The 21,594-nt window shown below is 62.2% G+C and carries 17 protein-coding genes; 11 read left to right on the top strand and 6 right to left on the bottom strand.

The genetic code is table 11. The features are described from left to right. From ACVWVP_RS01375 to ACVWVP_RS01355, 5 genes are all read left to right on the top strand, one after another. The gene (locus tag ACVWVP_RS01375; protein ID WP_457404278.1) at positions 1-1,707 is read left to right on the top strand and encodes a putative 2-aminoethylphosphonate ABC transporter permease subunit; all 1,707 of its coding nucleotides are present in this window, start codon (positions 1-3) and stop codon (positions 1,705-1,707) included. 19 nt (positions 1,708-1,726) lie between these two features. Continuing rightward, positions 1,727-2,749 carry a putative 2-aminoethylphosphonate ABC transporter substrate-binding protein gene (locus ACVWVP_RS01370; protein WP_178920009.1) on the top strand — a complete coding sequence of 341 codons (1,023 nt, stop codon included), beginning with the start codon at positions 1,727-1,729 and terminating at the stop codon, positions 2,747-2,749. Positions 2,750-2,875: 126 nt separating this feature from the next. Continuing rightward, the gene (locus ACVWVP_RS01365; RefSeq protein ID WP_457404276.1) at positions 2,876-4,009 is read left to right on the top strand and encodes a TIGR03364 family FAD-dependent oxidoreductase; all 1,134 of its coding nucleotides are present in this window, start codon (positions 2,876-2,878) and stop codon (positions 4,007-4,009) included. After that, on the top strand, positions 4,009-4,563 hold the full coding sequence (locus tag ACVWVP_RS01360; RefSeq protein WP_457404274.1) for a phosphonate degradation HD-domain oxygenase: 555 nt from the start codon (positions 4,009-4,011) through the stop codon (positions 4,561-4,563). The genes ACVWVP_RS01365 and ACVWVP_RS01360 overlap by 1 nt, the downstream gene beginning before the upstream one ends. 91 nt (positions 4,564-4,654) lie before the next feature. Further along, positions 4,655-5,188: a hypothetical protein gene (locus ACVWVP_RS01355; protein ID WP_457404272.1), complete on the top strand. Its 534-nt coding sequence runs from the start codon at positions 4,655-4,657 to the stop codon at positions 5,186-5,188. Positions 5,189-5,193: 5 nt separating this feature from the next. On the opposite strand, the gene ACVWVP_RS01350 is transcribed toward ACVWVP_RS01355, so the two are convergent. Both ACVWVP_RS01350 and ACVWVP_RS01345 read right to left on the bottom strand, forming a co-directional pair. Continuing rightward, positions 5,194-6,561, bottom strand: coding sequence for a DUF3482 domain-containing protein (locus ACVWVP_RS01350; RefSeq protein ID WP_259172270.1), 1,368 nt, complete (start codon positions 6,559-6,561; stop codon positions 5,194-5,196). Continuing rightward, on the bottom strand, positions 6,554-7,933 hold the full coding sequence (locus tag ACVWVP_RS01345; RefSeq protein WP_457404270.1) for a DUF2868 domain-containing protein: 1,380 nt from the start codon (positions 7,931-7,933) through the stop codon (positions 6,554-6,556). The genes ACVWVP_RS01350 and ACVWVP_RS01345 overlap by 8 nt, the downstream gene beginning before the upstream one ends. A 69-nt stretch (positions 7,934-8,002) precedes the next feature. Between ACVWVP_RS01345 and ACVWVP_RS01340 the strand changes: the two genes are divergently transcribed. Beyond that, positions 8,003-8,515: a dihydrofolate reductase gene (locus ACVWVP_RS01340; protein ID WP_259172260.1), complete on the top strand. Its 513-nt coding sequence runs from the start codon at positions 8,003-8,005 to the stop codon at positions 8,513-8,515. A gap of 96 nt (positions 8,516-8,611) precedes the next feature. On the opposite strand, the gene ACVWVP_RS01335 is transcribed toward ACVWVP_RS01340, so the two are convergent. Further along, positions 8,612-10,003 carry an L-cystine transporter gene (locus ACVWVP_RS01335; protein WP_178920016.1) on the bottom strand — a complete coding sequence of 464 codons (1,392 nt, stop codon included), beginning with the start codon at positions 10,001-10,003 and terminating at the stop codon, positions 8,612-8,614. 241 nt (positions 10,004-10,244) lie between these two features. On the opposite strand from ACVWVP_RS01335, the gene ACVWVP_RS01330 reads away from it, so the two are divergent. The 4 genes from ACVWVP_RS01330 to ACVWVP_RS01315 all read left to right on the top strand — a co-directional run bounded on the left by ACVWVP_RS01330 (position 10,245) and on the right by ACVWVP_RS01315 (position 15,579). Continuing rightward, entirely contained in the window at positions 10,245-11,306 is a 1,062-nt protein-coding gene (locus ACVWVP_RS01330) for an HAD family hydrolase (protein WP_256349846.1), read from the top strand. 215 nt (positions 11,307-11,521) lie between these two features. After that, complete coding sequence (locus tag ACVWVP_RS01325) at positions 11,522-12,055, top strand: RNA polymerase sigma factor (protein WP_457404268.1); 534 nt, start codon at positions 11,522-11,524, stop codon at positions 12,053-12,055. Continuing rightward, positions 12,052-12,999, top strand: coding sequence for a FecR family protein (locus tag ACVWVP_RS01320; RefSeq protein ID WP_259172249.1), 948 nt, complete (start codon positions 12,052-12,054; stop codon positions 12,997-12,999). The genes ACVWVP_RS01325 and ACVWVP_RS01320 overlap by 4 nt, the downstream gene beginning before the upstream one ends. 132 nt (positions 13,000-13,131) lie before the next feature. Next, a complete protein-coding gene (locus ACVWVP_RS01315; RefSeq protein ID WP_259172247.1) occupies positions 13,132-15,579 on the top strand; it encodes a TonB-dependent siderophore receptor in 2,448 nt (815 codons plus the stop codon). Positions 15,580-15,783: 204 nt separating this feature from the next. On the opposite strand, the gene ilvD is transcribed toward ACVWVP_RS01315, so the two are convergent. From ilvD to ACVWVP_RS01300, 3 genes are all read right to left on the bottom strand, one after another. Continuing rightward, entirely contained in the window at positions 15,784-17,625 is a 1,842-nt protein-coding gene (gene ilvD / locus ACVWVP_RS01310; RefSeq protein ID WP_178920020.1) for a dihydroxy-acid dehydratase, read from the bottom strand. Between the two features lie 237 nt (positions 17,626-17,862). Continuing rightward, on the bottom strand, positions 17,863-19,050 hold the full coding sequence (locus ACVWVP_RS01305) for a Bcr/CflA family efflux MFS transporter (protein WP_457404265.1): 1,188 nt from the start codon (positions 19,048-19,050) through the stop codon (positions 17,863-17,865). A gap of 242 nt (positions 19,051-19,292) precedes the next feature. Next, positions 19,293-20,489 (bottom strand): class I SAM-dependent rRNA methyltransferase, encoded by a 1,197-nt coding sequence (locus ACVWVP_RS01300; protein ID WP_003195152.1) that lies wholly within the window; start codon positions 20,487-20,489, stop codon positions 19,293-19,295. 279 nt (positions 20,490-20,768) lie between these two features. Between ACVWVP_RS01300 and ACVWVP_RS01295 the strand changes: the two genes are divergently transcribed. Then, positions 20,769-21,581, top strand: coding sequence for an HDOD domain-containing protein (locus ACVWVP_RS01295; RefSeq protein WP_457404487.1), 813 nt, complete (start codon positions 20,769-20,771; stop codon positions 21,579-21,581). The last annotated feature ends 13 nt before the right edge of the window (positions 21,582-21,594 follow it).

Raw genomic sequence — 21,594 nt, 5'->3', positions numbered from 1 at the left:
ATGGCCACTGTCATGACGCAGCCACGACAGGTGTCCCGTGCCGAAACCGGCGACCGTATTTTCGTGGTCGGCGGCAAACTGCTGTGGCTGGTGCTGCTGGGCATCGCCGTGTTGCTGCCCTTGCTGGCGATCTTCTGGCGCGGTTTCAGCAGTGAAGCCGGGCAGGGCGGTGGCTTGGTGGCGGCGCGGGAGCTGGTGACCAGCGACAACTTCCACTGGCTGCTGGGCAATAGCCTGAAAGTCTCCCTCAGCGTGGCGGCGATTGTCGTACCGCTGGCCTACCTGTTTGCCTACGCCCTGCAACGCACGCTGATTCCCGGCAAGGCGATCTGGCGTGGCATGTCGCTGCTGCCACTGATGGCCCCGTCGATGTTGCCAGGCATTGCGCTGGTCTACCTGTTCGGTAACCAGGGCATGCTGCGTGGCTTGCTCTCGGACAATATCTACGGCTTCTGGGGCATTGTTCTCGGCGAAGTGATCTACACCTTCCCACACGCCTTGATGATCCTGCTGTCGGCGCTGTCCCTGGCGGATGCGCGCCTGTTCGACGCTGCCTCCAGCATGGGCGCCAGTCCGGCGCGGGCGTTTCGCAGCATCACGTGGCCGGCGACGCGCCAGGCGGTGTTCGCTGCGTTCTGCCTGGTGTTCACCCTGACCATCACCGATTTTGGCGTGCCCGTTGTCGTCGGCGGGGATTATCAAGTGCTGGCGCTGGAAGCCTACAAGGCGGTGGTCGGCCAGCAACAGTTCGGGCGGGGTGCGCTGATCGGCATGGTGTTGCTGTTGCCGGCACTGTTCAGCTTTGGGGTGGACGCCTGGCTGCGCCGTCGTCATGGCGACTCGATGAGCGGCCGTGCCCAGGTGTTCCAGCCGGCGCCCTCGCGGCTGCGCGACGGTTGCTACCTGGCCATCGTGTTGCTGATTTGCGCGGTGTTGCTGCTGGTGTTCGGCATGGCGGTGTATTCCTCGCTGGTGAAGTTCTGGCCGTACAACCTGTCGCTGTCCCTCAACCACTACCAGTTCGAAGACACCGCGGGCGGCGGTTGGCTGGCCTATCGCAACAGCTTGACCCTGGCGCTGTGCACGGCGTTGATCGGCAGCGTGCTGATCTTCACCGGTGCTTACCTGATGGAAAAGACCAAGGGCCAGAAAGGCCTCAACCTGGCGCTGCGCATGCTCAGCTTCGTGCCGATGGCTGTGCCGGGCCTGGTGCTGGGCCTGGGCTACGTGTTCTTTTTCAACCTCAATGGCAACCCGCTGCATGTGTTCTACGAAACCATGACGCTGTTGGTGGTGTGCACCATTGCGCACTATTTGACCACTGCACAGATGACCGCCACCACGGCCTTGCGACAGCTGGACGCCGAGTTCGAAGCCGCCGCGCTGTCCCTCAAGGCGCCGCTGTACCGCCACTACCTGCGCGTGACCGTGCCGATCTGCCTGCCGGCGCTGCTGGACATCGTGCGCTACCTGTTTGTATCGGCCATGACCACTGTGTCGGCCGCGATCTTCCTCTACAGCCCCGACACCATCCTCGCCGCCGTCGCCGTGTTGAACATGGACGATGCCGGCAACGTGGGCGGTGCGGCGGCCATGTCGACCCTGATCCTGTTCACTTCAGCCGGCGTCTCGCTGCTGCTGGCGTGGGCTTCACGTGGCGCACTGCGTCGCTCCCAAGCCTGGCGCCAGACCGCGCCCGGCCAATAATCCCGATAGGAGGTGTTGCATGTTCAAGCCCCTGGCGCTGGTCGCTGCCGTACTCACTGCATTCAGCCTGAATGCCTTCGCCAAGACCGAGCTCACCGTGTACACGGCCCTCGAAGCCGAGCAGTTGAAGACCTACAAGCAGGCGTTCGAAAAGGCCAACCCTGACGTCGAGATCAAGTGGGTACGTGACTCCACCGGCATCATCACTGCCAAGCTGCTGGCCGAGAAAGACCGTCCGCAAGCCGACGTGGTGTGGGGCCTGGCCGCGTCGAGCCTGGCGATCCTCGACCAGCAGGGCATGCTGGACAACTACGCGCCAAAAGATCTGGACAAGATCGGCAAACACTACCGCGACCCGGCCAACCCGCCGGCCTGGGTGGGCATGGACGTCTGGGCGGCAACTATTTGCTTCAACACTGTAGAAGCCGAGAAGCAGGGCCTGACCAAGCCGGTGAGCTGGCAGGACCTGACCAAGCCTGAGTACAAGGGCAAGATCGTGATGCCGAACCCTGCGTCTTCCGGCACCGGTTTCCTGGACGTCAGCGCCTGGTTGCAGACCTTCGGCGAGAAGCAGGGCTGGCAGTACATGGACGACCTGCACCAGAACATCGGCCAATACGTTCACTCCGGTTCCAAGCCGTGCAAGCTAGCGGCTTCGGGTGAGTTCCCGATCGGAATCTCCTTCGAATACCCGGCCGTGCAGCTCAAACGCCAGGGTGCGCCGCTGGACATCATCCTGCCGAAAGAAGGCCTGGGCTGGGACATTGAAGCCACCGCCGTGATCAAGGGCACCGCCCATGCGGACGCCGCCAAAAAGCTCGCGGACTTCTCTGCCAGCAGCGCGGCCATGGACCTGTACAAAGACAACTTCGCCGTGCTCGCCCAACCGGGCATTGCCAAGCCGCAGACCGAATTGCCGGCTGACTACGAGCAGCGTTTGATCAAGAACGACTTTGCCTGGGCGTCGAAGAACCGCGACAGCATCCTGACTGAGTGGCGCAAGCGCTATGACGGCAAGTCGGAGAAGGTAGCCGGTCAGTAAGAATTTTCGTTAGGGCTGATGGCCTCTTCGCAGGCAAGCCAGCTCCCACATTTTGATTTGTGAACACATTCAAATGTGGGAGCTGGCTTGCCTGCGAAGGCGGCTTCAAATTCAGGACATCTCTCCATGACACACCACACGGATCTGCTGATCGTGGGCGCCGGCATCCTCGGCCTGTCCCACGCCTACGCCGCCGCCAAGCGCGGCCTCAAGGTCAAGGTTTTCGAACGCAGCGCCACGCCACTGGGCGCCTCGGTGCGCAACTTCGGCCAAGCCCTGGTCACCGGCCAGCCGCCCGGCCCGATGCTCGACCTGGCGCGGCAAAGCCGCGACATCTGGGGCCATTGGGCTCAAGTCGCCGGCCTGCAACTCAAACGCAACGGCGCGTACCTGTTCGCCCGCACCGAAGCCGAAGAACACCTGCTGGAAGCCTTCTGCGCCGGCCGCGCGCGGGAACACGGCTACAACGTCGAGCTGCTGCAAGGCTCGGCCATGAAGGACCTGTACGGCGGCCAGTTCCGCCATCACCGCGCCGCACTGCACGGCAAGGACGACCAGCAGCTGTATTCGCGCGAAGCGATCCCGGCGCTGATCAACTACCTGGCGCAGGCGCTGAACGTGGAGTTCTACTTCTCCACCCTGGTGCGCGACGTCGAGCCGGGCCAGTTGCACAGCACGGCAGGCAGCTTTCGCGGTGAGCAGATCATCGTGTGTTCCGGCCATGACTACCAAACCCTGCTGGCCGAGGCGATGGCCGAGCTCAACCCGAGTATCTGCCGCCTGCAAATGCTGCGTGCCCGGCCAACGGTGAACCTGAACCTGCAACACGCGTTGCTCACGGGCTTGAGTTGCGTGCACTACGGCGCCTTTGCCGACCTGCCGGAAGCGGCGCCGGTGCAGGCGCAGATCCTGCGTGACGAACCGCATTTGCACGAGCACGGGATTCACCTGCTGATCAGCCCGACGCCCCATGGCGAACTGATCATCGGCGACTCCCACGATTACGGCAGCGATGCCTCGCCGTTCAACGCCGAGCAAGTGGACGACTGGATGATCGAGCTGGCCGAGCAAACCCTGGGGTGCAAGATCCAGGTGGTGGAGCGGTGGCAGGGCGTGTACGGCTCGCGTGGGCCGGGGCCGTTTTCATTCGTGCGTGCGGCGACGGGCGTGAGTGCGGCGTTGATGCACACCGGCGTGGGCATGAGCGTAGGGCCGGCGATGGCCGAGCGAAATATCACAACCTTGTGGGGAGCGGCGTGATGAACCCGGAACAGGCAATTGCCGACGTCTTCGGCTTGTACGAAACGCACGGCGCGGCGGATTACATCGGCGAGCCGGTGTCGCAGATCGAACACATGTCCCAGGCCGCGCAGCTGGCGATGGCCGAGGGCTTTGACGATGAAGTGGTGCTGGCGGCGTTTTTCCACGACATCGGGCACATTTGCGGCCAAGGTGGCGAGAATATGGGCGGTTATGGCGTGGTCAGCCACGAGCGCTTGGGCGCGGACTACTTGCGCCGTGCAGGGTTCAGCGAGCGCATGGCCAAACTGGTGGAGTACCACGTGCAGGCCAAGCGTTACCTGACGTTCAGCCAACCGGACTACTACGCTCGCCTCAGTGAAGCCAGCCGCCGCACCCTGGGTTACCAGGGCGGTGTGATGAGTGCCGAGGAAGCTCGGGCGTTCGAGCAGGACCCGCTGTGCGCGGTCAGCCTGCGCATGCGTCATTGGGACGAACAGGCCAAGGAAATGCATGTGCCGGTGATGGATCTGCAGTTGCTCAAGGCCAAGGCTATACGGCTACTCGCTGTGTAGAGTGGCCTTACGCATAACGCAGACACGCCGCCTAGAGTCACTATCGGTACGTTACTAAGGTGCTTGCTTCTTTAGTTAAAGGAGCAATGCGATGCGTTATTTGAAAGCCACCGCCCAGGACTTGTGCGGGAATGGTCGCGCCGATGCGGTGATTCTGCATTTTTATCAACAGCAACCGGGTGCCCCCGACGCGCTGATCTACGAAACCGTCGGCCTGGATATGACAGTGGATGGCAAGGTCGATCTGCAACTGGCGGGAGAACCTCTGCCTGACTGTCTGGTTGTGGACAAACCTCAGTTGGTGAGTTTCGCTGACAGCTTCTTGAAGCTGAATTGGTTCAATTCGGCTAGACAGTGGCAGCGTACATTGATCATGTACGTCGACCATTTCGGCAAAACCGGTCGGCCGAACGCAGTCAAGCTGGACTTCCACGGACCTGGTGCCTCTGGGGCTGGTGCTCCACTGATCTATAAGGTGGCTGCCTATGACGGCGACAGCGACGGCGTACTGGAGTCGTTCACCAACAGTGACGTTGACCGCAATGGCGCGGCTGACAAGGCGGACAAGGAACTGATCCGCTCGCTATGCACGACCTTCCTGGCCTTGAACTGGTATGAGGTGTAAGCGGTTTACGCCTCGTCGAGCCGGGTAGCCAGTGCTTCGATCTGTTCCTGGCGCTCGGCCTGGCTGAGTTTGGCGTGGGGGTTGAGGGACGACCATTGCGGGTGGGCGCGGGCCTTGTGCAGGGCGTCTGGCAACTTGCCTTCGCGCCAGGTTTTGTCCTGGGGCGTGTCGACCTTGATGCTGTGCATCGCGGCATGGCCGCGCAGGTTCAAGGCCTTGAGCAGTTGGCGCTGGCGCAGGGCGAGCAGGCGCAGCACGCTGTCGTCCACGGTCAGTTCGCGCTGACCCTTGATCTTGCCCAGCAAACGGCTGCCGTAGCTGCGTGCGGTTTGCAGCGCGCCACCGGCAATCGCCCCGGCCAGGGCGGCGGCGCCCAGGGTTAATCCTCCGACCAACAAATCCACACCCGCACCGGCGGCTGCACCGGCGGCGATCCCGCCCCCCACGCGTACGCCGAGTTGCTTGAGGGTTTCGGGGTTGAACAGGTCATCGCCCCAGCGGCCGTCGAGCAACGGCAGGTCGCTGGCGGCGGCATCCTGCGGGCGGAAGCCGAAGAGTTTGAGCAGAGCCTCCACACATTTTTGCTCGCGCTGGCGCACGGCTTTGCGCAGGTCGCCGATGGCTTGCGGTTCATCTTCAGTGACCACGCTGCGACGGCAGGCGGCGCAGTCGATCAGCAACTCGGCGATCAAGCGTGCCGCGCTTTGTTGGCGGGCCTGGCGCTGGGCCTCCTGATCCAGGATCAGGCGTTCCAATTGCGGCCGGGCGTTTTCCAACAGCAGGGCGAGGCTTTCGTACAAGCGCCGCTCGCCGTCCTCCGGCGGCGCGACGCTGTCGAAACGCACCAGCGCATGCAGGCCAAGGCGGGCCAGGGCTTCGCGCCAGTCCGGCTCGCGGTGGTCGCTGCTGCTGACAAAGTTGAGCACCGGCAACAACGGCTTGCCACAACTGGCCAGCACCTGCAGCTCGTCGCGGTACTTGGCCAGCACCGGTTCGCGGGCGTCAATCACATACAGCCCGGCGTCCGAGGCCAGCAGTTGGCGCAGCACCTTGGCTTCCTGTTCGAAACGCTGGCGCGCTTCGCTGCCTTCCAGGAATCGCGCCAGGCGGGCCGGGCCATCGAGGCGTTCGCCGGGACGATCCAGACGCTCCAGGTAGTCGAGCAGGGCGATGGCGTCTTCAAGGCCGGGGGTGTCGTAGAGTTCCAGCAGCGCCTCGCCCTCCACCGACAAGCGCGCGCCTTCGACATGCCGCGTGGTGCTGGGGCGATGGGACACTTCGCCGAAGCCCACGTCACGGGTCAACGTGCGCAGCAGTGAAGTCTTACCGACGTTGGTGTGGCCGACCACGGCGAGTTTCAGCGGTTTAGTCATGACCGGTCTCCAGCCAGTTCAGCGGTGCACAGTCGGCGAACGGCAGCTCAAGTTGCTCCAACGCGGCGTGCCAGTCGCCCAGGCGCTCGGCGTCCAGGGCCTGGCCGGGCGGCGCTTGCAGCAGCCAGACGCGGGTGGCGGTGGCGCTGCGGGCGAGTTCGGCGATCAGCGCCAGGCTGCCACGGTCGGGCGAGCGGCGTGGGTCGCAGGCGATGGCCAGTCGGGCAGGCGGGAAGCGGGTGAGTTGCTCCAGCAGTGTGTGGCGCGACTCGCGGCTGTCGAGGATGCCGGCGTTCTTCACGCTGGCGGGCAGTTTGGGTGGCCAGGGATGCTGGTCGTCCAGTTCGATGGCCACCAGCAGGGCGCCGTCGCTTTCCACTTCACTGACGCCCCCGCTGACGTGGTGCAGTTGCTCGGGCGCGGCATCGTTGACGCCGAGGCGTTCGCTGCTGGGCATCAGGCGTTCGCGCAGTTGGCTGTAGCCGGGCAGGTTGAGGTCCAGGCGCAGGGCCGCACGCCCGCGTTTCCAACGCCACAGGCACAGCAGGGCGAGGATCAACCTTGGCAGCAGGCCGTACACCAGCAGTACACCCACCAGCCACGCGGCCCAGGCCTGGCGGGCGCTTTCGATATTCAGGGCGGCATCGCCGCTGGCGCGGATCATGTCGACGGTGGGCACGTTGAAGCCCAGCAGGGCGGGCAGGCTGCCCAGGGCTTGGGTGACGGCGACAAAGGTGTCGGCACCGAGGATGGTGGTTTCCCACACGAAGCCGTAGCGACGGGTGGCGAGCAGCGTAAGAAGAATCACCAGGGCACTGAGCAACGCCAGCAGCCATAAACTGTTGACCAGCACGCCCACGGCCCAGCGATTGAGTTTCTGCCGTTGCAGCAACAGCAACAGCGCGGGCGCCAATTGCGCGGCCTTGGCATCCCGGGCGAGTTTTTCGCTGAGCCACAACCACAATCGCCCCAGGCTGGCGCTGTGTTCACCGGCAAACAGCAGGCCTAGGGCCCAACTGATCAGCAGGATCAGGTTCAAGCCGAGCAAACTGCCCAGCGCCCAGAACACGTTCACCGGGGTCAGGCCGTTACCCAATGCGGCAAAGGCCAAGCCGGCGCCGCTGATGACAGCGACGATAGCCAGCAACACCAGCGCCAGGCGTGCCCCTTGCAGCCAGCGGTTAAGGGCGGTGGCCAGGCCGTCGCGCTCGGCCAGGTGCAGGGCGCGGTGCTGGATGCGCGTCGGCAGGTCGCCACCGGCCGTGCGGGCCAGGCGGTTGGCTTCCTGGTCTTCCAGTGGGCCTGCGTGTTCTTCGCGCAGGCGCACGGTTTCTGTCAGCCAGAGTGTGTGCAGCGGGTTCAGTGCAGTCACGCGCCATCCTGTTGAGCCAGTGAGGTCTGAGCATAACCGCTGGCTCGCACCTCTGGTATTCTCGTCGCCATGAAAAAAACTCTCCCTTTAAGCCTGATCGCAGCCCTCGGTGAAAACCGTGTGATCGGCGTCGACAACAGCATGCCCTGGCATTTGCCGGGGGATTTCAAATATTTCAAGGCCACCACGCTCGGCAAGCCGATCATCATGGGGCGCAAGACCTGGGACTCCCTGGGCCGACCGTTGCCGGGGCGCTTGAACCTTGTGGTCAGCCGTCAGACCGATCTGGCGCTGGAAGGTGCGGAAGTTTTTCCGTCGCTGGACGCCGCCGTGGAACGTGCCGAGGCGTGGGCGCTGGAGCAAGGCGCGGATGAGCTGATGCTGATTGGTGGTGCGCAGTTGTATGCGCAGGGGCTGGAGCAGGCGGATCGCCTGTATCTGACGCGGGTGGCGTTGAGTCCGGAAGGGGATGCGTGGTTTCCGGAGTTTGATGCGGGCCAGTGGAAGCTGGTGTCGAACGTGAAGAATGCGCCGGAAGGCGACAAGCCTGCGTACAACTTCGAAGTCTGGGAAAAAGCCTAAAAGCATCCCAGGCAAGCCAGCTCCCACAGTTTGATCCGGTTTCTTCAGGGAAACTCGGTCAAATGTGGGAGCGGGCTTGCCCGCGATAGCGGTCTATCAGGCTTGCGCTAACTCGGCATGCTCATCGGCATTCAACAGCGCTTTGTCTGTCTGCCCCATCACCTGGCTGGTAATCGCGCCGGCCGTCATCGAACCGTTCACGTTCAACGCCGTACGGCCCATGTCGATCAGCGGCTCTACGGAAATCAGCAGCGCCACCAGTGACACCGGCAAGCCCATGGCCGGCAGCACGATCAGCGCGGCAAAGGTTGCACCACCGCCCACGCCGGCAACGCCTGCCGAACTCAAGGTCACAATCGCCACCAGGGTCGCGATCCACAGCGGGTCCAGCGGGTTGATGCCCACGGTTGGCGCCACCATCACTGCCAACATCGCCGGATAGAGACCGGCGCAACCGTTCTGGCCGATGGTCGCACCGAACGAGGCGGCGAAACCGGCGATGGACTGCGGGATGCCCAGGCGGCGGGTTTGCGCCTCGATGCTCAGCGGAATCGCGGCGGCACTGGAGCGGCTGGTAAAGGCAAAGGTCAGCACCGGCCACACTTTGCGGAAGAAGCGCAGCGGGTTGATCCCGGCCAGGGACAGCAGCAGGCCGTGCACCACGAACATCAGGCCCAGGGCCAGGTACGACACCACCACGAAACTGCCGAGCTTGATGATGTCTTGCAGGTTGGAGCCGGCGACCACCTTGGTCATCAGCGCCAGTACGCCGTAGGGCGTGAGCTTCATCACCAGGCGCACCAGGCGCATCACCCAGGCTTGCAGGGTGTCGATGGCGTTGAGCACTTTCTGGCCTTTTTCCACGTCATCCTTGAGCAGTTGCAGCGCGGCAACCCCCAGGAACGCGGCAAAGATCACCACGCTGATGATCGACGTGGGCTTGGCCCGGGCCAGGTCGGCGAACGGGTTGGCGGGCACGAAGGACAGCAGCAGTTGCGGGATATTCAGGTCGGCGACCTTGCCCGCGTAATCACTCTGGATCACTTGCAGGCGCGCCATTTCCTGGGTGCCGGCCACCAGGCCTTCGGCGGTGAGGCCGAACAGGTTGGTCAGGCCGATACCGATCAGCGCCGCAATGGCGGTGGTGAACAGCAGCGTGCCGATGGTCAGGAAGCTGATCTTGCCCAGGGACGAGGCGTTGTGCAGGCGCGCCACGGCGCTGAGGATCGAGGCGAACACCAATGGAATCACGATCATCTGCAGCAGTTGCACGTAGCCGTTGCCGACCAGGTCGAACCAGCCGATGGAGGCCTTGAGCACTGGATTGCCGTCACCGTAGATCGTGTGCAGGGCCGTCCCGAACACCACGCCGAGGGCGAGGGCGAACAGCACCTTCTTGGCGAGGCTCCAGTTTGTGCGACGGGTTTGTGCCAGGCCCAGCAACAGGACCACGAACACCAGTAAGTTGAGAATCAGGGGCAGATTCATTGAAGCTCCGTTGAGAAGGCAGCCAATCGCGTGAGCCTGCGATTGCGAACCGGAAAGCCTAACAGCTTGAAATATATTGATTTAATACCGATATGGAATGTTGACTGTCGTTTTTGGAATAAGCGTTTGACGCTCAGGCACATGCCGTTGGCGCAATCACGATGCAAGCGGTCGTGCTCGGGCGATAACTGTCATACAGATTTGTTAGCGTCGATGTCTTTCACTCAGGGAGAAAACGCTTATGAAGCTTGCGCCGAAACTACTGGTCTCTGCCGCCTTCTGCCTTGGCCTCGCCAGCCAGGCCTTTGCCGCCACCGAGTTGAAGCATTGGCCAGCGCCTGCGGCCAAGCAACTGAACGAAATGATCGCTGCGAATGCCAACAAAGGTAACTTCGCGGTATTCGACATGGACAACACCAGCTACCGCTACGACCTCGAAGAGTCCTTGCTGCCTTACCTGGAAAACAAGGGCCTGATCACCCGCGACACCATGGACCCGTCCCTGAAACTGATCCCGTTCAAGGACACCGCCGACCACAAGGAAAGCCTGTTCAGTTACTACTACCGCCTGTGCGAAGTGGACGACATGGTCTGCTACCCGTGGGTTGCGCAAATCTTCTCCGGCTTCACCCTCAAGGAACTCAAGGGCTATGTGGATGAGCTGATGGCTTCCGGCAAGCCGGTGCCCGTGACCTATTACGAAGGCGACGTGGTGAAGAACTCCGAAGTGCAGCCGCCGAAAGTCTTCACCGGCCAGGCTGAGCTGTACAACAAACTGATGGAAAACGGCATCGAGGTGTACGTGATGACCGCCGCCTCGGAAGAGCTGGTGCGCATGGTCGCGGCCGATCCTAAGTATGGCTACAACGTCAAACCCGAGAACGTCATCGGCGTGAGCACCTTGCTCAAGGACCGCAAGACTGGCGAGCTGACCACCGCACGCAAGCAGATTGCGGCCGGCAAGTATGACGAGAAGGCCAACCTCGGCCTCGAACTCACCCCGTACCTGTGGACCCCGGCCACCTGGATGGCGGGTAAGCATGCGGCGATCCTCACCTACATCGACGAATGGAAAAAACCAGTGATCGTGGGCGGCGACACGCCCAGCAGTGACGGCTACATGCTGTTCCACGATGTGGACGTGGCCAAGGGCGGCATTCACCTGTGGGTCAACCGCAAAGACAAATACATGACCCAGCTGAACGGCATGATGGCCAAGCATGCAGCAGCCCAGGCCAAAGAAGGGCTGCCGGTGACGGCGGACAAGAACTGGGTGATCGTCAAGCCGGACGAAATCCAGTAAGACCGAGTCGTCTGCATCGCAGGCAAGCCAGCTCCCACAGTTGACCGAGTTCCAACAGGAGAATGCGGTCAACCTGTGGGAGCTGGCTTGCCTGCGATAGCGATCCCAAGAACACCACGGGCCTTGCAGCAAAAATAGATATCAATTGCGAACCAATCTCATCTTCTGCTAGCGTGCGCACTCCCTGAACCCCTCGTTCTTCTCAAGGTAGTGCTGTGCCCTCCTGGAATTCGCAGATCGCGCGCCTGTTCGCGGAGCAGAAGAAAGCCCTCGAAGCCTTCGTCACCCGCCGCACCGGCAGCGCCCAGGTGGCCGCCGACCTGACTCAGGAATCGTTCCTACGCCTGGCCCGCATGGACTGCGGCGAGAAGATCGACAACCTCCCGGCCTTTCTCTTCACCATCGCCAGCAACCTGGTGCGCGATCACCAGCGCCAGGCCATCCGCCGTGAGCGCCTGGACGCCGGCGAACCCAGTGAAGAATTGCCGTGCGGCAACCCAGGCGCCGATGAGCAATTGGCCGCCTACCAGCAGGAACAACTGATGCAGGACGCGATCCTGGCGTTGCCCGAAGCGACTCGGCAGATCTTCCTGCTTTATCATGTCGACGAACTTTCCTACCGCGAGATTGGCGAACGCCTGTCGATCACCCCGCGCAGCGTGGAATACCAACTGCGCCGTGCCCTGATCGAATGCCGTGCCTACATCAAGACGCGGCTCGCCTGCGACACACAAGGACGTCGGCCATGACCGCCGCACACACTGCCGATGCGTTGTTCGAGCAAGCTTCAGGCTGGTATTTCCGCCTGCAGGCCGAGGACGTGACCCCGGCCGAAATGGAGGCCTTTGCCGCCTGGCTCGGACAGGGCCAGGCCCAGGACGATGCGTGGCAGGAAGTCCAGGCGATGCTGGGCGGCTTGCGCGAACCGGCGCGGTTCATCCGTCGCGCCGAACAGGCGGCCTGGCGCAAACCCGCCCGGCGCTGGGCCTATGCCGCCGCGGTATTGCTGGCGGTGGGGCTGACCGTGCAGAACACCCCTTGGCTGGACCGCCTGCGGGCCGATTACGCCACTCGCACCGGCGAATCGCGCACCGTCGAGTTGGCGGACGGCTCTCAGTTGCAACTCAACACCGACAGCGCGGTGCAAGTGCGCATGAGCGGCGGTGAGCGCCAAGTACGCTTGCTGCGCGGTGAAGGGTTTTTCAGCGTGACCAAAGACCCGGCGCGGCCTTTCGTGGTGCAGTCCGGCGATGGCTGGGTGAAGGTGGTGGGCACCCAGTTCAGCGTGGCCCGGCGTGATGCGCAGACACGGGTACAGGTGGCGCAAGGCAAGGTGCAGGTCAGTGCGGGCAAGGGGGCGCCGGTTTATCTGGAGCCGGGGCGGGCCGTGGAGTATCAGGGCCAGCAGCTCAATGACGCCCATGGTTTCGACCCGGCCAGTGGCTTCGCCTGGCGCCAGCGGCAACTGGTATTTCGTCAGCAACCGTTGGCGGACGTGGTCAGCGAGTTGAACCGCTACTGGCCCGGCAAGACCCTGGTGCTAGGGGATGCGCTGCGTAATCGCGTGGTGTCCGGGGTGTTCGAGATCGACAAACCCGACGCCGTGATCAAGGCACTGGAATACACCCTCAACCTGCACGCCGAGCACTACACCCCGTATTTGCTGGTGCTGCGCGAAGGCAAAGCGTCCTAGCCGGCACTTTTTTTCAAAAACTTTCAGGGTTTCTCTGCAAGGCATCGTCCTTGATCACTGAGGCGCAAATAGTAAGCACTCTCAAGTAGTGCGGCGCCGATCACTGACTTTTTGCACCGGGGAGCACCATCCATGGCACACCGACACGCCGCACGGCCCTTGCTGGCACTGGCCATTTCCTTGGCCTGCGGCACTGCACCGCTGTACTTGCAGGCCGCCGAGACCACCCAGGCCCAGACCTATCGTTTTGATATTCCGGGGCAAAGCCTGGACGGTGCGCTGGCGGCGTTTTCGGCAGTGACGCGGGTTCAGGTGCTGGTTTCCGGGGAATTGACCCAAGGGGTGGTGTCGCCGGGCGTCAAGGGCAACCTGGGGCAGCGCGAAGCCCTGGGCCAATTGTTGGGCGGCACAGGGTTGAGCGCAGCGTTTATCAACGCGGATACGGTCACCCTGGAAAAGCGCGTGGGCACAGGCACCGCCCTTGAAGTCGGCGCCACCACCATCAGCGCCGAACGCCTTGGGGTCACCACCGAAGGTACGGGTTCCTACACCACGGGTGCCGTAACCCTGGGCAAGGGCGAGCAGAAGCTCAAGGACATTCCGCAGTCGGTCAGCGTCATGACCCGCAAGCAAATGGATGACCAGAACACCACCAAACTGTCCGAAGTGGTCAAGCGCACGCCTGGCCTGACGGCGACCAAATCTCCTGGCCCTGGCATGTTCATCTTCTCCCGTGGCTTCGAAGTCGGCACGCTGCAATACGACGGTGTGGGCATTGCGCGCAACACCTACACGCTGGGCAGCTACCTCACCGAAAACATGGCGATCTACGACCGCGTCGAAACCCTGCGCGGCCCGGCTGCCCTGTTGCAAGGCGCCAACAGCCCTGGCGGTACCATGAACCTGGTGCGCAAACGCGGCCAGCAGGCGCCCACGGTAACCGTCACCGCCAAGGCCGGCTCCTGGGACCATTACGGCACTCAAGTGGACGCGGGTGGCCCGCTCAATCCTGAAGGCACGCTGCGGGGGCGGTTTGTGGCGGATTACGACACGACCAATTCCTTTGTCGATTATGTCGGCGGCTGGAATCAGACGGTCTATGGGGCAGTGGACTACGATTTCACGCCCGATACTACCGTCGGTGTCGGCATCAGCAACCAGAAAGGCCACTCACGCCCCAACTTCATGTCGTTGCCCCGCTACGCCAATGGCAGTGATATCGGCCTGCCGCGTTCGACCTTTGTCGGCGCCAGTTGGAACCGCGCCGTCAACAACCAGACCCAGGTGTTCGCCGACCTGGAGCATCGTTTCAACGATGACTGGAAAGTGAAGGCTGCGCTGGTGGCCATGGACGAGCATAACGACGCGACCTACCAGGCGACGTGGGATACCGTTCCCAACCCTGGCGACACGGGCAATGTGCGCTACATCGACTGGGTCACCGACTTCAATACCAAAAGCCGCGGTGCGGATGTGTATGTCAACGGCAAGTTCGATGGGCTGGGCTTCCAACAGGAAGTGGTGCTGGGCGCCAACTATTCCAAACTCACTACCGACGACCAGTGGGCACGCGCGGCAACGAATGGCGCGGATATTTTCAACATCGACCACAACCGTGTGCAACGCGACAAATACCAGCTGTTCCAGGCGGGTAACGCCTCCAAGAGCTGGTATGACATTCGCCAGAAAGGCCTCTATGGCACCTGGCGCGTCAAGGTGCTGGACCCCCTGACCCTGATCCTCGGCGCACGCACCAGTTGGTATGAGTATTCGTACATCGGCCAGAGCGGTCGCCAGGGTGTGTACAGCGCGCCGGAAGAAAGCACCACGCAAACCTCTGGCAAGGTCACGCCGTATGCCGGCCTGGTATACGCCCTGAACGATGAGTGGTCGGCCTATGCCAGCTACGCCGATGCATTCGAACCGCAAACCAACCTGACCACCTCCGGTTCATTGCTCAAGCCCATTGAGGGCAAGAACTATGAGCTGGGCATCAAGGGAGAACTGGCCGATGGCCGACTCAACACCTCGTTTGCGATCTTTCGCTACGACCAGGAAAACCGTGGCGTTCAGGACCTGCAAGGGCCGATGAACTGCAATGGCTGGTACTGCTCGGTGGCCTCGGGCAAAGTCCGCAGCCAGGGTTTTGAAGCGACCTTGGGCGGTGAAGTGCTGCCTGGCCTGCAACTGGCCTCCAGCTACACCTACAACACCACCCAATTCCTCAAGGACGACACTTACGAAGGCAAGGTTTTCAGCACCTGGACGCCCAAGCACTTGCTCAAGGTCTGGGGTGATTACCAGTTGCCGGGGGATTGGCAGAAGTTCAGCGTCGGTGCCGGTGTGACGGCGCAAAGCAGCACTGTTGCCTATGACCGCACCTTCAGTGTGCCGGGCAATGCGTTATGGGATTCGCGGGTGGCCTACAAGATCAACCAGGAATTCACCGTTGCGGCGAACCTGAACAATATGTTCGACAAGAAGTACTACATCCCGGCGTACAACGCGAACTGGGGCAGCAACTACTACGGTGATCCGCGCAATGTGATGTTCACCATGACCTACACCCCGCAGTTTTAAGCCCTACATATAACCCCTGTGGGAGCGGGCTTGTGTGGGAGCGGGCTTGCTCGCGAATGCGGGACATCAGTCATGCATGTGTTGACTGACACTCCGCCTTCGCGAGCAAGCCCGCTCCCACAGTATGATCTCCAGTGTCCTGGAGGGGGTTGGCCAGGCAAAAAAATGCCCCGCACCTGGCGGGGCATTTTCTAGGGGCGCAGCTTACAGACCGTCAAGCATCGCCTTGTTACGCACAGCACCCTTGTCGGCACTGGTGGCCAGCAGGGCGTAAGCCTTCAGCGCGGTGGTGACTTTGCGCGGGCGCTTCTCCACCGGCTTCCAGCCTTTCTTGTCCTGCTCGACGCGGCGCGCGGCCAGTGCTTCATCGCTGATCAACAGGTTGATCGAACGGTTCGGAATGTCGATCAGTACCTTGTCGCCATCCTGCACCAGGCCAATCGCGCCACCGGCTGCGGCTTCTGGCGAAGCGTGGCCGATGGACAGGCCCGAGGTGCCGCCAGAGAAACGGCCGTCGGTGAGCAAGGCGCAGGCTTTGCCCAGGCCTTTGGATTTCAGGTAGGACGTCGGGTACAGCATCTCCTGCATACCTGGGCCGCCTTTGGGGCCCTCGTAGCGGATGATCACGATGTCGCCTTCCTTCACTTCGTCGGCGAGGATCCCGCGCACGGCGCTGTCCTGGCTTTCGAAGATCTTGGCGTTGCCTTCGAACACATGGATGGACTCATCCACGCCGGCGGTTTTCACCACACAGCCGTCCAGGGCGATGTTGCCGTACAGCACGGCCAGGCCGCCTTCTTTGGAGTAGGCGTGCTCGACACTGCGGATGCAGCCGTTTTCACGGTCGTCGTCCAGGGTGTCCCAACGGGTCGACTGGCTGAACGCGGTTTGCGTCGGGATGCCGGCCGGGCCTGCCTTGAAAAAGGTGTGCACGGCTTCGTCGTCCGTCTGGGTGATGTCCCATTTGGCGATGCCTTCGGCAATGGACGTGCTGTGCACGGTCGGCAGGTCGGTGTGCAGCAGGCCGCCACGGGCCAGCGAACCGAGGATCGAGAAGATCCCGCCGGCGCGGTGCACGTCTTCCATGTGGTACTTCTGGATGTTCGGCGCGACCTTGCACAGTTGCGGCACGTGACGGGACAGGCGGTCGATGTCGCGCAGGTCGAAATCGATCTCGGCTTCCTGGGCCGCGGCCAGCAGGTGCAGGATGGTGTTGGTGGAACCGCCCATGGCGATGTCCAGGGTCATGGCGTTTTCGAACGCCTTGAAGTTGGCGATGTTGCGCGGCAACACCGACTCATCGTTCTCGCCGTAGTAGCGCTTGCACAGCTCGACGATGGTGCGGCCGGCCTGCAGGAACAGCTGCTCACGGTCGCTGTGGGTGGCCAGGGTGGAACCGTTGCCCGGCAAGGCCAGGCCCAGGGCTTCCACCAGGCAGTTCATCGAGTTGGCGGTGAACATGCCGGAGCACGAACCGCAGGTCGGGCAGGCGCTGCGCTCGTATTCCGCGACCTTCTCGTCAGAAGCGCTGGAATCGGCGGCGATGACCATGGCGTCGACCAGGTCCAGGCCGTGGGAGGCGAGCTTGGTCTTGCCGGCTTCCATCGGGCCGCCGGAGACGAAGATCACCGGGATGTTCAGGCGCAGGGCGGCCATCAGCATGCCGGGGGTGATCTTGTCGCAGTTGGAGATGCACACAATGGCGTCGGCGCAGTGGGCGTTGACCATGTATTCCACGGAGTCGGCAATGATCTCGCGGCTCGGCAGGGAATACAGCATGCCGTCATGGCCCATGGCGATGCCGTCATCCACGGCGATGGTGTTGAATTCTTTCGCTACACCGCCGGCGCGTTCAATCTCGCGGGCGACCAGTTGGCCCAGGTCCTTGAGGTGGACGTGGCCTGGTACGAACTGGGTGAACGAGTTGGCAATCGCGATGATCGGCTTTTTGAAGTCGTCATCTTTCATCCCCGTGGCACGCCACAGTGCGCGCGCGCCGGCCATGTTGCGGCCGTGGGTGGATGTTTTCGAGCGGTAATCTGGCATGGAGCACTCCGGGCGGCTAATCACTTACTAATCAGGTGCAAAGGGGAGTGAGCTTCTATTGACGTCTGGAACACTCAGAAAATGGCCGTGTGTCCAAAAGTTGCCACTCGCGTCGCGGGATCGCCGCTTGCTTGGGCCTCGAGCTCATAAACCCGCCGGGGGATGACTGGCGATGAATAGCGTCGATTCTACACCGCTGGCGGCGGGAGGGAATGGCCGCCAGTGTGAAGTTAGCGCTTACGAGACGTGCGCCGGCCTTTGCACCAGGGCATTGAGGCCCATACCGATTGCGCTCAGGATCAGGAAGGTCATTGGCAGTACGGTCATGACCTGCGTGCCGGCCTGGCTGACCAGCCCGCTGATCAAGCCGCCGCTGACGAAAATGATCACGTTGCCGGCCGATGCTGACGTCCCGGCGCTGTGTGGAAACAGCCCCATGGCCCGGGATGTGGCTATCGGTCGGGTGATGGTGGTGCCGGCGGTGCACAGGATCATCGGCAGCATCACCGTTATCACGCTCAGGCCCCACACGTTATGAAGCACCAGCATCAGCACGCCCGCCAACGCGATCAGCCGTAGGCCGGTGACGATTTGAGTGTGGCCTTCCATTCGTCGGTTCATCCAGCCCGCGCCCATGCCACCCAGCACATACGCCGCACCATAGAGCAGCAGCGCCAGGGAGAATTGGTAAGGCGTGAGGGCCAGTTGTTCCATCAGGATGATCGGCGACACCACGATAAAGGCGAAGTGGCAGGTGAAGGCCAGCGCCGAGATCAGCCAGTAGCCGACAAAACGCCGGTCGGACAACACCTGACGATAGGCTTTCAGAATGGGAATGCGGACTGATGGCGCGGTGCTTGGGCTTTCCAGCAGTAACCAGGCCTTGAAGACCAATACCAGGCCAATGACTCCAAACACCTGGAAACTGCCGCGCCAGTCCAGCCAGGTTTGCAGCCAACTGCCGAACAAGGGCGAGACTGAAATGCAGATCCCGCCCGCAGTGACAATCGCGATCCGCAGCCGCTCCTGCTCCTTGCCCACAAACAGGTCCTGAACCAGCGCCTGTGACAGCACAAAGCTGCCGCACCCGACTGCCTGCACCACCCTGAACAACAGAAACGTAGTGAAGTCGTCTGCCATCGCGCAGCCTGCTGAGCCTATGACGGCAACGGTCATGCCGATCATCAGCAGCCGTTTACGCCCCAGGTTGTCGGACAGTGGGCCGACCAGCAGCAGCGACAAGGAAAGACCAATGGAAAACAGGCTGACGGAGAGCGCGATGTCGGCCACCGACGTGCCGAAGTGTGTCGCCATGGACGGGAATGAGGGGAGGATTACATCGAGGGGGAACACGCCGAGGACCGTCATCGTCATCAGCAGAAAGATGGCGGCAGTCTTGCGGGCGGGGGTGGCGAGGGTGGTCATCAGGTCAAAACTCAGTCCTTGAGCGAGGACGCAGAATTGATTTGATGAGGGGGAAAGTCAATGCTCAGAGGCTTAGGCACTAGCTATGACACAACACAAAACAATGTGGGAGCTGCGGTGCGACGATTCGACTTGCCTGCGATAGCGGTTTAACAGGTTAAAATTCTGTACCTGATACACCGCCATCGCGGGCAAGTCGAATCGTCGCACCGCCGCTCCCACATTTTGATCCGCGCTAGGGTTTAGCTGTTAGGCAACAACCGGCACGTGATGCTCTTGATGTAGCGCGTCTCGGCAATCGCCGGGTGCACCGGATGGTCCGGGCCCTGGCCGCCGCGTTCGAGCATCTGGATATTGCGGTCCAGGTGGCGGGCGCTGGTCAGCAGGATGTTTTGCAGGTCGTCTTCCGGCAAGTGCATGGAGCACGAGGCGCTGACCAGGATGCCGTCCTTGCTGAGCAGGCGCATGGCTTGCTCGTTCAGGCGGCGGTAGGCGCCTTCACCGTTCTTCATGTCTTTCTTGCGTTTGATGAAGGCCGGTGGGTCGGCGACGATCACGTCGAAGCGCTCTTCACTGGCTTTCAGCTCTTTCAGGGCTTCGAATACGTCGCCTTCGATGCAGGTCATCTTCTCGGCAAAGCCGTTCAGCGCGGCATTGCGCTCCACGCCGTCGAGGGCGAAGGCGGAGGCGTCGACGCAGAACACTTCGCTGGCGCCGAAGGCCGCAGCCTGCACGCCCCAACCGCCGATGTAGCTGTACAGGTCGAGTACGCGCTTGCCTTTGGCATACGGGGCCAGGCGTGCGCGGTTCATGCGGTGGTCGTAGAACCACCCGGTCTTCTGGCCCTGGATCACCGGGGCTTCGAATTTCACGCCGTTTTCTTCCAGCGCCACCCACTCCGGCACCAGGCCAAACACGGTCTCGACGTAGCGGTTGAGGCCTTCGGCGTCACGCGCGGCGGAGTCGTTCTTGAACAGGATGCCGCTTGGCTTGAGCACTTGGGTCAGTGCAGCGATCACGTCTTCTTTATGCGCTTCCATGGTCGCCGAGGCGATCTGCACCACCAGGATGTCGCCGAAACGGTCGACCACCAGGCCTGGCAACAGGTCGGAATCGCCGTACACCAGGCGGTAGAACGGCTTGTCGAACAGGCGGTCACGCAGCGACAGGGCGACGTTCAGGCGGTGCACCAGCAGCGACTTGTCCAAAGGCAACTTGATGTCGCGCGACAGCAGGCGGGCGCAGATCAGGTTGTTCGGGCTCATGGCCACGATGCCCAGGGTCTTGCCGCCGGCCGCTTCCAGGATAGCCTGGTCGCCTGCCTGGAAGCCGTGGAGTGGGGTGGCGGCCACGTCGATTTCGTTGCTGTAGACCCACAGGTGGCCGTTGCGCAAACGACGATCGGCGTTGGCTTTGAGACGCAGGCTTGGCAGGGACATGACGTCGCTCCGGAAAAAAGAGCGGGAGTATACCTGTTGCGGCGCTGTTCATGTGGGAGCTGGCTTGCCTGCGATGCGGACGGCGCGGTGTATCTGACGTACGGCGGTGAGGCCATCGCAGGCAAGCCAGCTCCCACATTTGATTGGGTTTGCATTCAGGTTATTGAGGTGTCAGTCAGGTTCCCATAGAGGTTAGAATCCCCGCCTAGCCCAGAGTAAGTACTTATGTCCCAAGAGCTTTCCGCCGAACAGATCCAACAGGCCCTGCAAGGCATCAGCGTGCCGCCCCAACCGCAAATCATGGTGGATTTGCAGATGGAGCAGTACATGCCCGATCCGGACCTGGAAGTGATTGCACGGTTGATCTCCCAGGACCCAGGCTTGTCCGGCGCACTGCTGAAAATCGTCAACTCGTCGTATTTCGGCCTGAGCAACAAGATCGCCTCGATCCAGCGTGCGGTGAACCTGCTGGGCAGCCGCTCGATCATCAACCTGATCAACGCGCTGTCGATCAGGGGCGAGATGAGCGACGACACCATCGTCACCCTCAACCGTTTCTGGGACACCGCCCAGGACGTGGCCATGACCTGCCTCACCCTGGCCAAGCGCACCGGCGCCCAGGCGGTGGACGAAGCCTACGCCCTGGGTCTGTTCCACGATTGTGGCGTGCCGCTGATGCTCAAGCGCTTCCCCAATTACATGACCGTGCTGGAAGAGGCCTACGCCAACGCCGGCCCTGATTGCCGCGTGGTCGACACCGAGAACAACGCGTTCAACACCAACCACGCGGTGGTGGGCTACTACACCGCCAAATCCTGGCGCCTGCCCCAGCATGTGACCGACGCCATCGCCAACCACCACAACGCCCTGGCGATCTTCAGCGATGAGTCCTCGCGCAACTCCCAACTGAAAAACCTGCTGGCGATCCTCAAGATGGCCGAGCACATCTGTTCGTCCTGCCGCGTGCTGGGCAACCAGTCGGTGGACCATGAATGGAATGCCATCGGCCACCTGGTGCTCGACTACGTGGGGCTGTCGGACTACGACTTCGAAAGCATGAAGCTGTCGATCCGCGAGCTGGGCGCCCACTAAACCGTTCTTCACG

This window comes from Pseudomonas sp. TE24901, assembly GCF_054058375.1.
The sequence above is the reverse complement of the archived record's forward strand: the minus strand, read 5'-3'. Positions and strand labels throughout refer to the sequence as shown.

Excerpts from the sequence above, each read along its gene's own strand:
- ACVWVP_RS01320 (WP_259172249.1), top strand. The coding sequence starts at position 12,052 with ATGACCGCCGCACACACTGCCGATGCGTTGTTCGAGCAAGCTTCAGGC.
- ACVWVP_RS01330 (WP_256349846.1), top strand. The coding sequence starts at position 10,245 with ATGAAGCTTGCGCCGAAACTACTGGTCTCTGCCGCCTTCTGCCTTGGC.
- ACVWVP_RS01350 (WP_259172270.1), bottom strand. The coding sequence starts at position 6,561 with ATGACTAAACCGCTGAAACTCGCCGTGGTCGGCCACACCAACGTCGGT.
- ACVWVP_RS01360 (WP_457404274.1), top strand. The coding sequence starts at position 4,009 with ATGAACCCGGAACAGGCAATTGCCGACGTCTTCGGCTTGTACGAAACG.
- ACVWVP_RS01335 (WP_178920016.1), bottom strand. The coding sequence starts at position 10,003 with ATGAATCTGCCCCTGATTCTCAACTTACTGGTGTTCGTGGTCCTGTTG.
- ACVWVP_RS01305 (WP_457404265.1), bottom strand. The coding sequence starts at position 19,050 with ATGACCACCCTCGCCACCCCCGCCCGCAAGACTGCCGCCATCTTTCTG.
- ACVWVP_RS01375 (WP_457404278.1), top strand. The coding sequence starts at position 1 with ATGGCCACTGTCATGACGCAGCCACGACAGGTGTCCCGTGCCGAAACC.
- ACVWVP_RS01340 (WP_259172260.1), top strand. The coding sequence starts at position 8,003 with ATGAAAAAAACTCTCCCTTTAAGCCTGATCGCAGCCCTCGGTGAAAAC.
- ACVWVP_RS01370 (WP_178920009.1), top strand. The coding sequence starts at position 1,727 with ATGTTCAAGCCCCTGGCGCTGGTCGCTGCCGTACTCACTGCATTCAGC.
- ACVWVP_RS01315 (WP_259172247.1), top strand. The coding sequence starts at position 13,132 with ATGGCACACCGACACGCCGCACGGCCCTTGCTGGCACTGGCCATTTCC.
- ACVWVP_RS01365 (WP_457404276.1), top strand. The coding sequence starts at position 2,876 with ATGACACACCACACGGATCTGCTGATCGTGGGCGCCGGCATCCTCGGC.
- ilvD (WP_178920020.1), bottom strand. The coding sequence starts at position 17,625 with ATGCCAGATTACCGCTCGAAAACATCCACCCACGGCCGCAACATGGCC.
- ACVWVP_RS01300 (WP_003195152.1), bottom strand. The coding sequence starts at position 20,489 with ATGTCCCTGCCAAGCCTGCGTCTCAAAGCCAACGCCGATCGTCGTTTG.
- ACVWVP_RS01355 (WP_457404272.1), top strand. The coding sequence starts at position 4,655 with ATGCGTTATTTGAAAGCCACCGCCCAGGACTTGTGCGGGAATGGTCGC.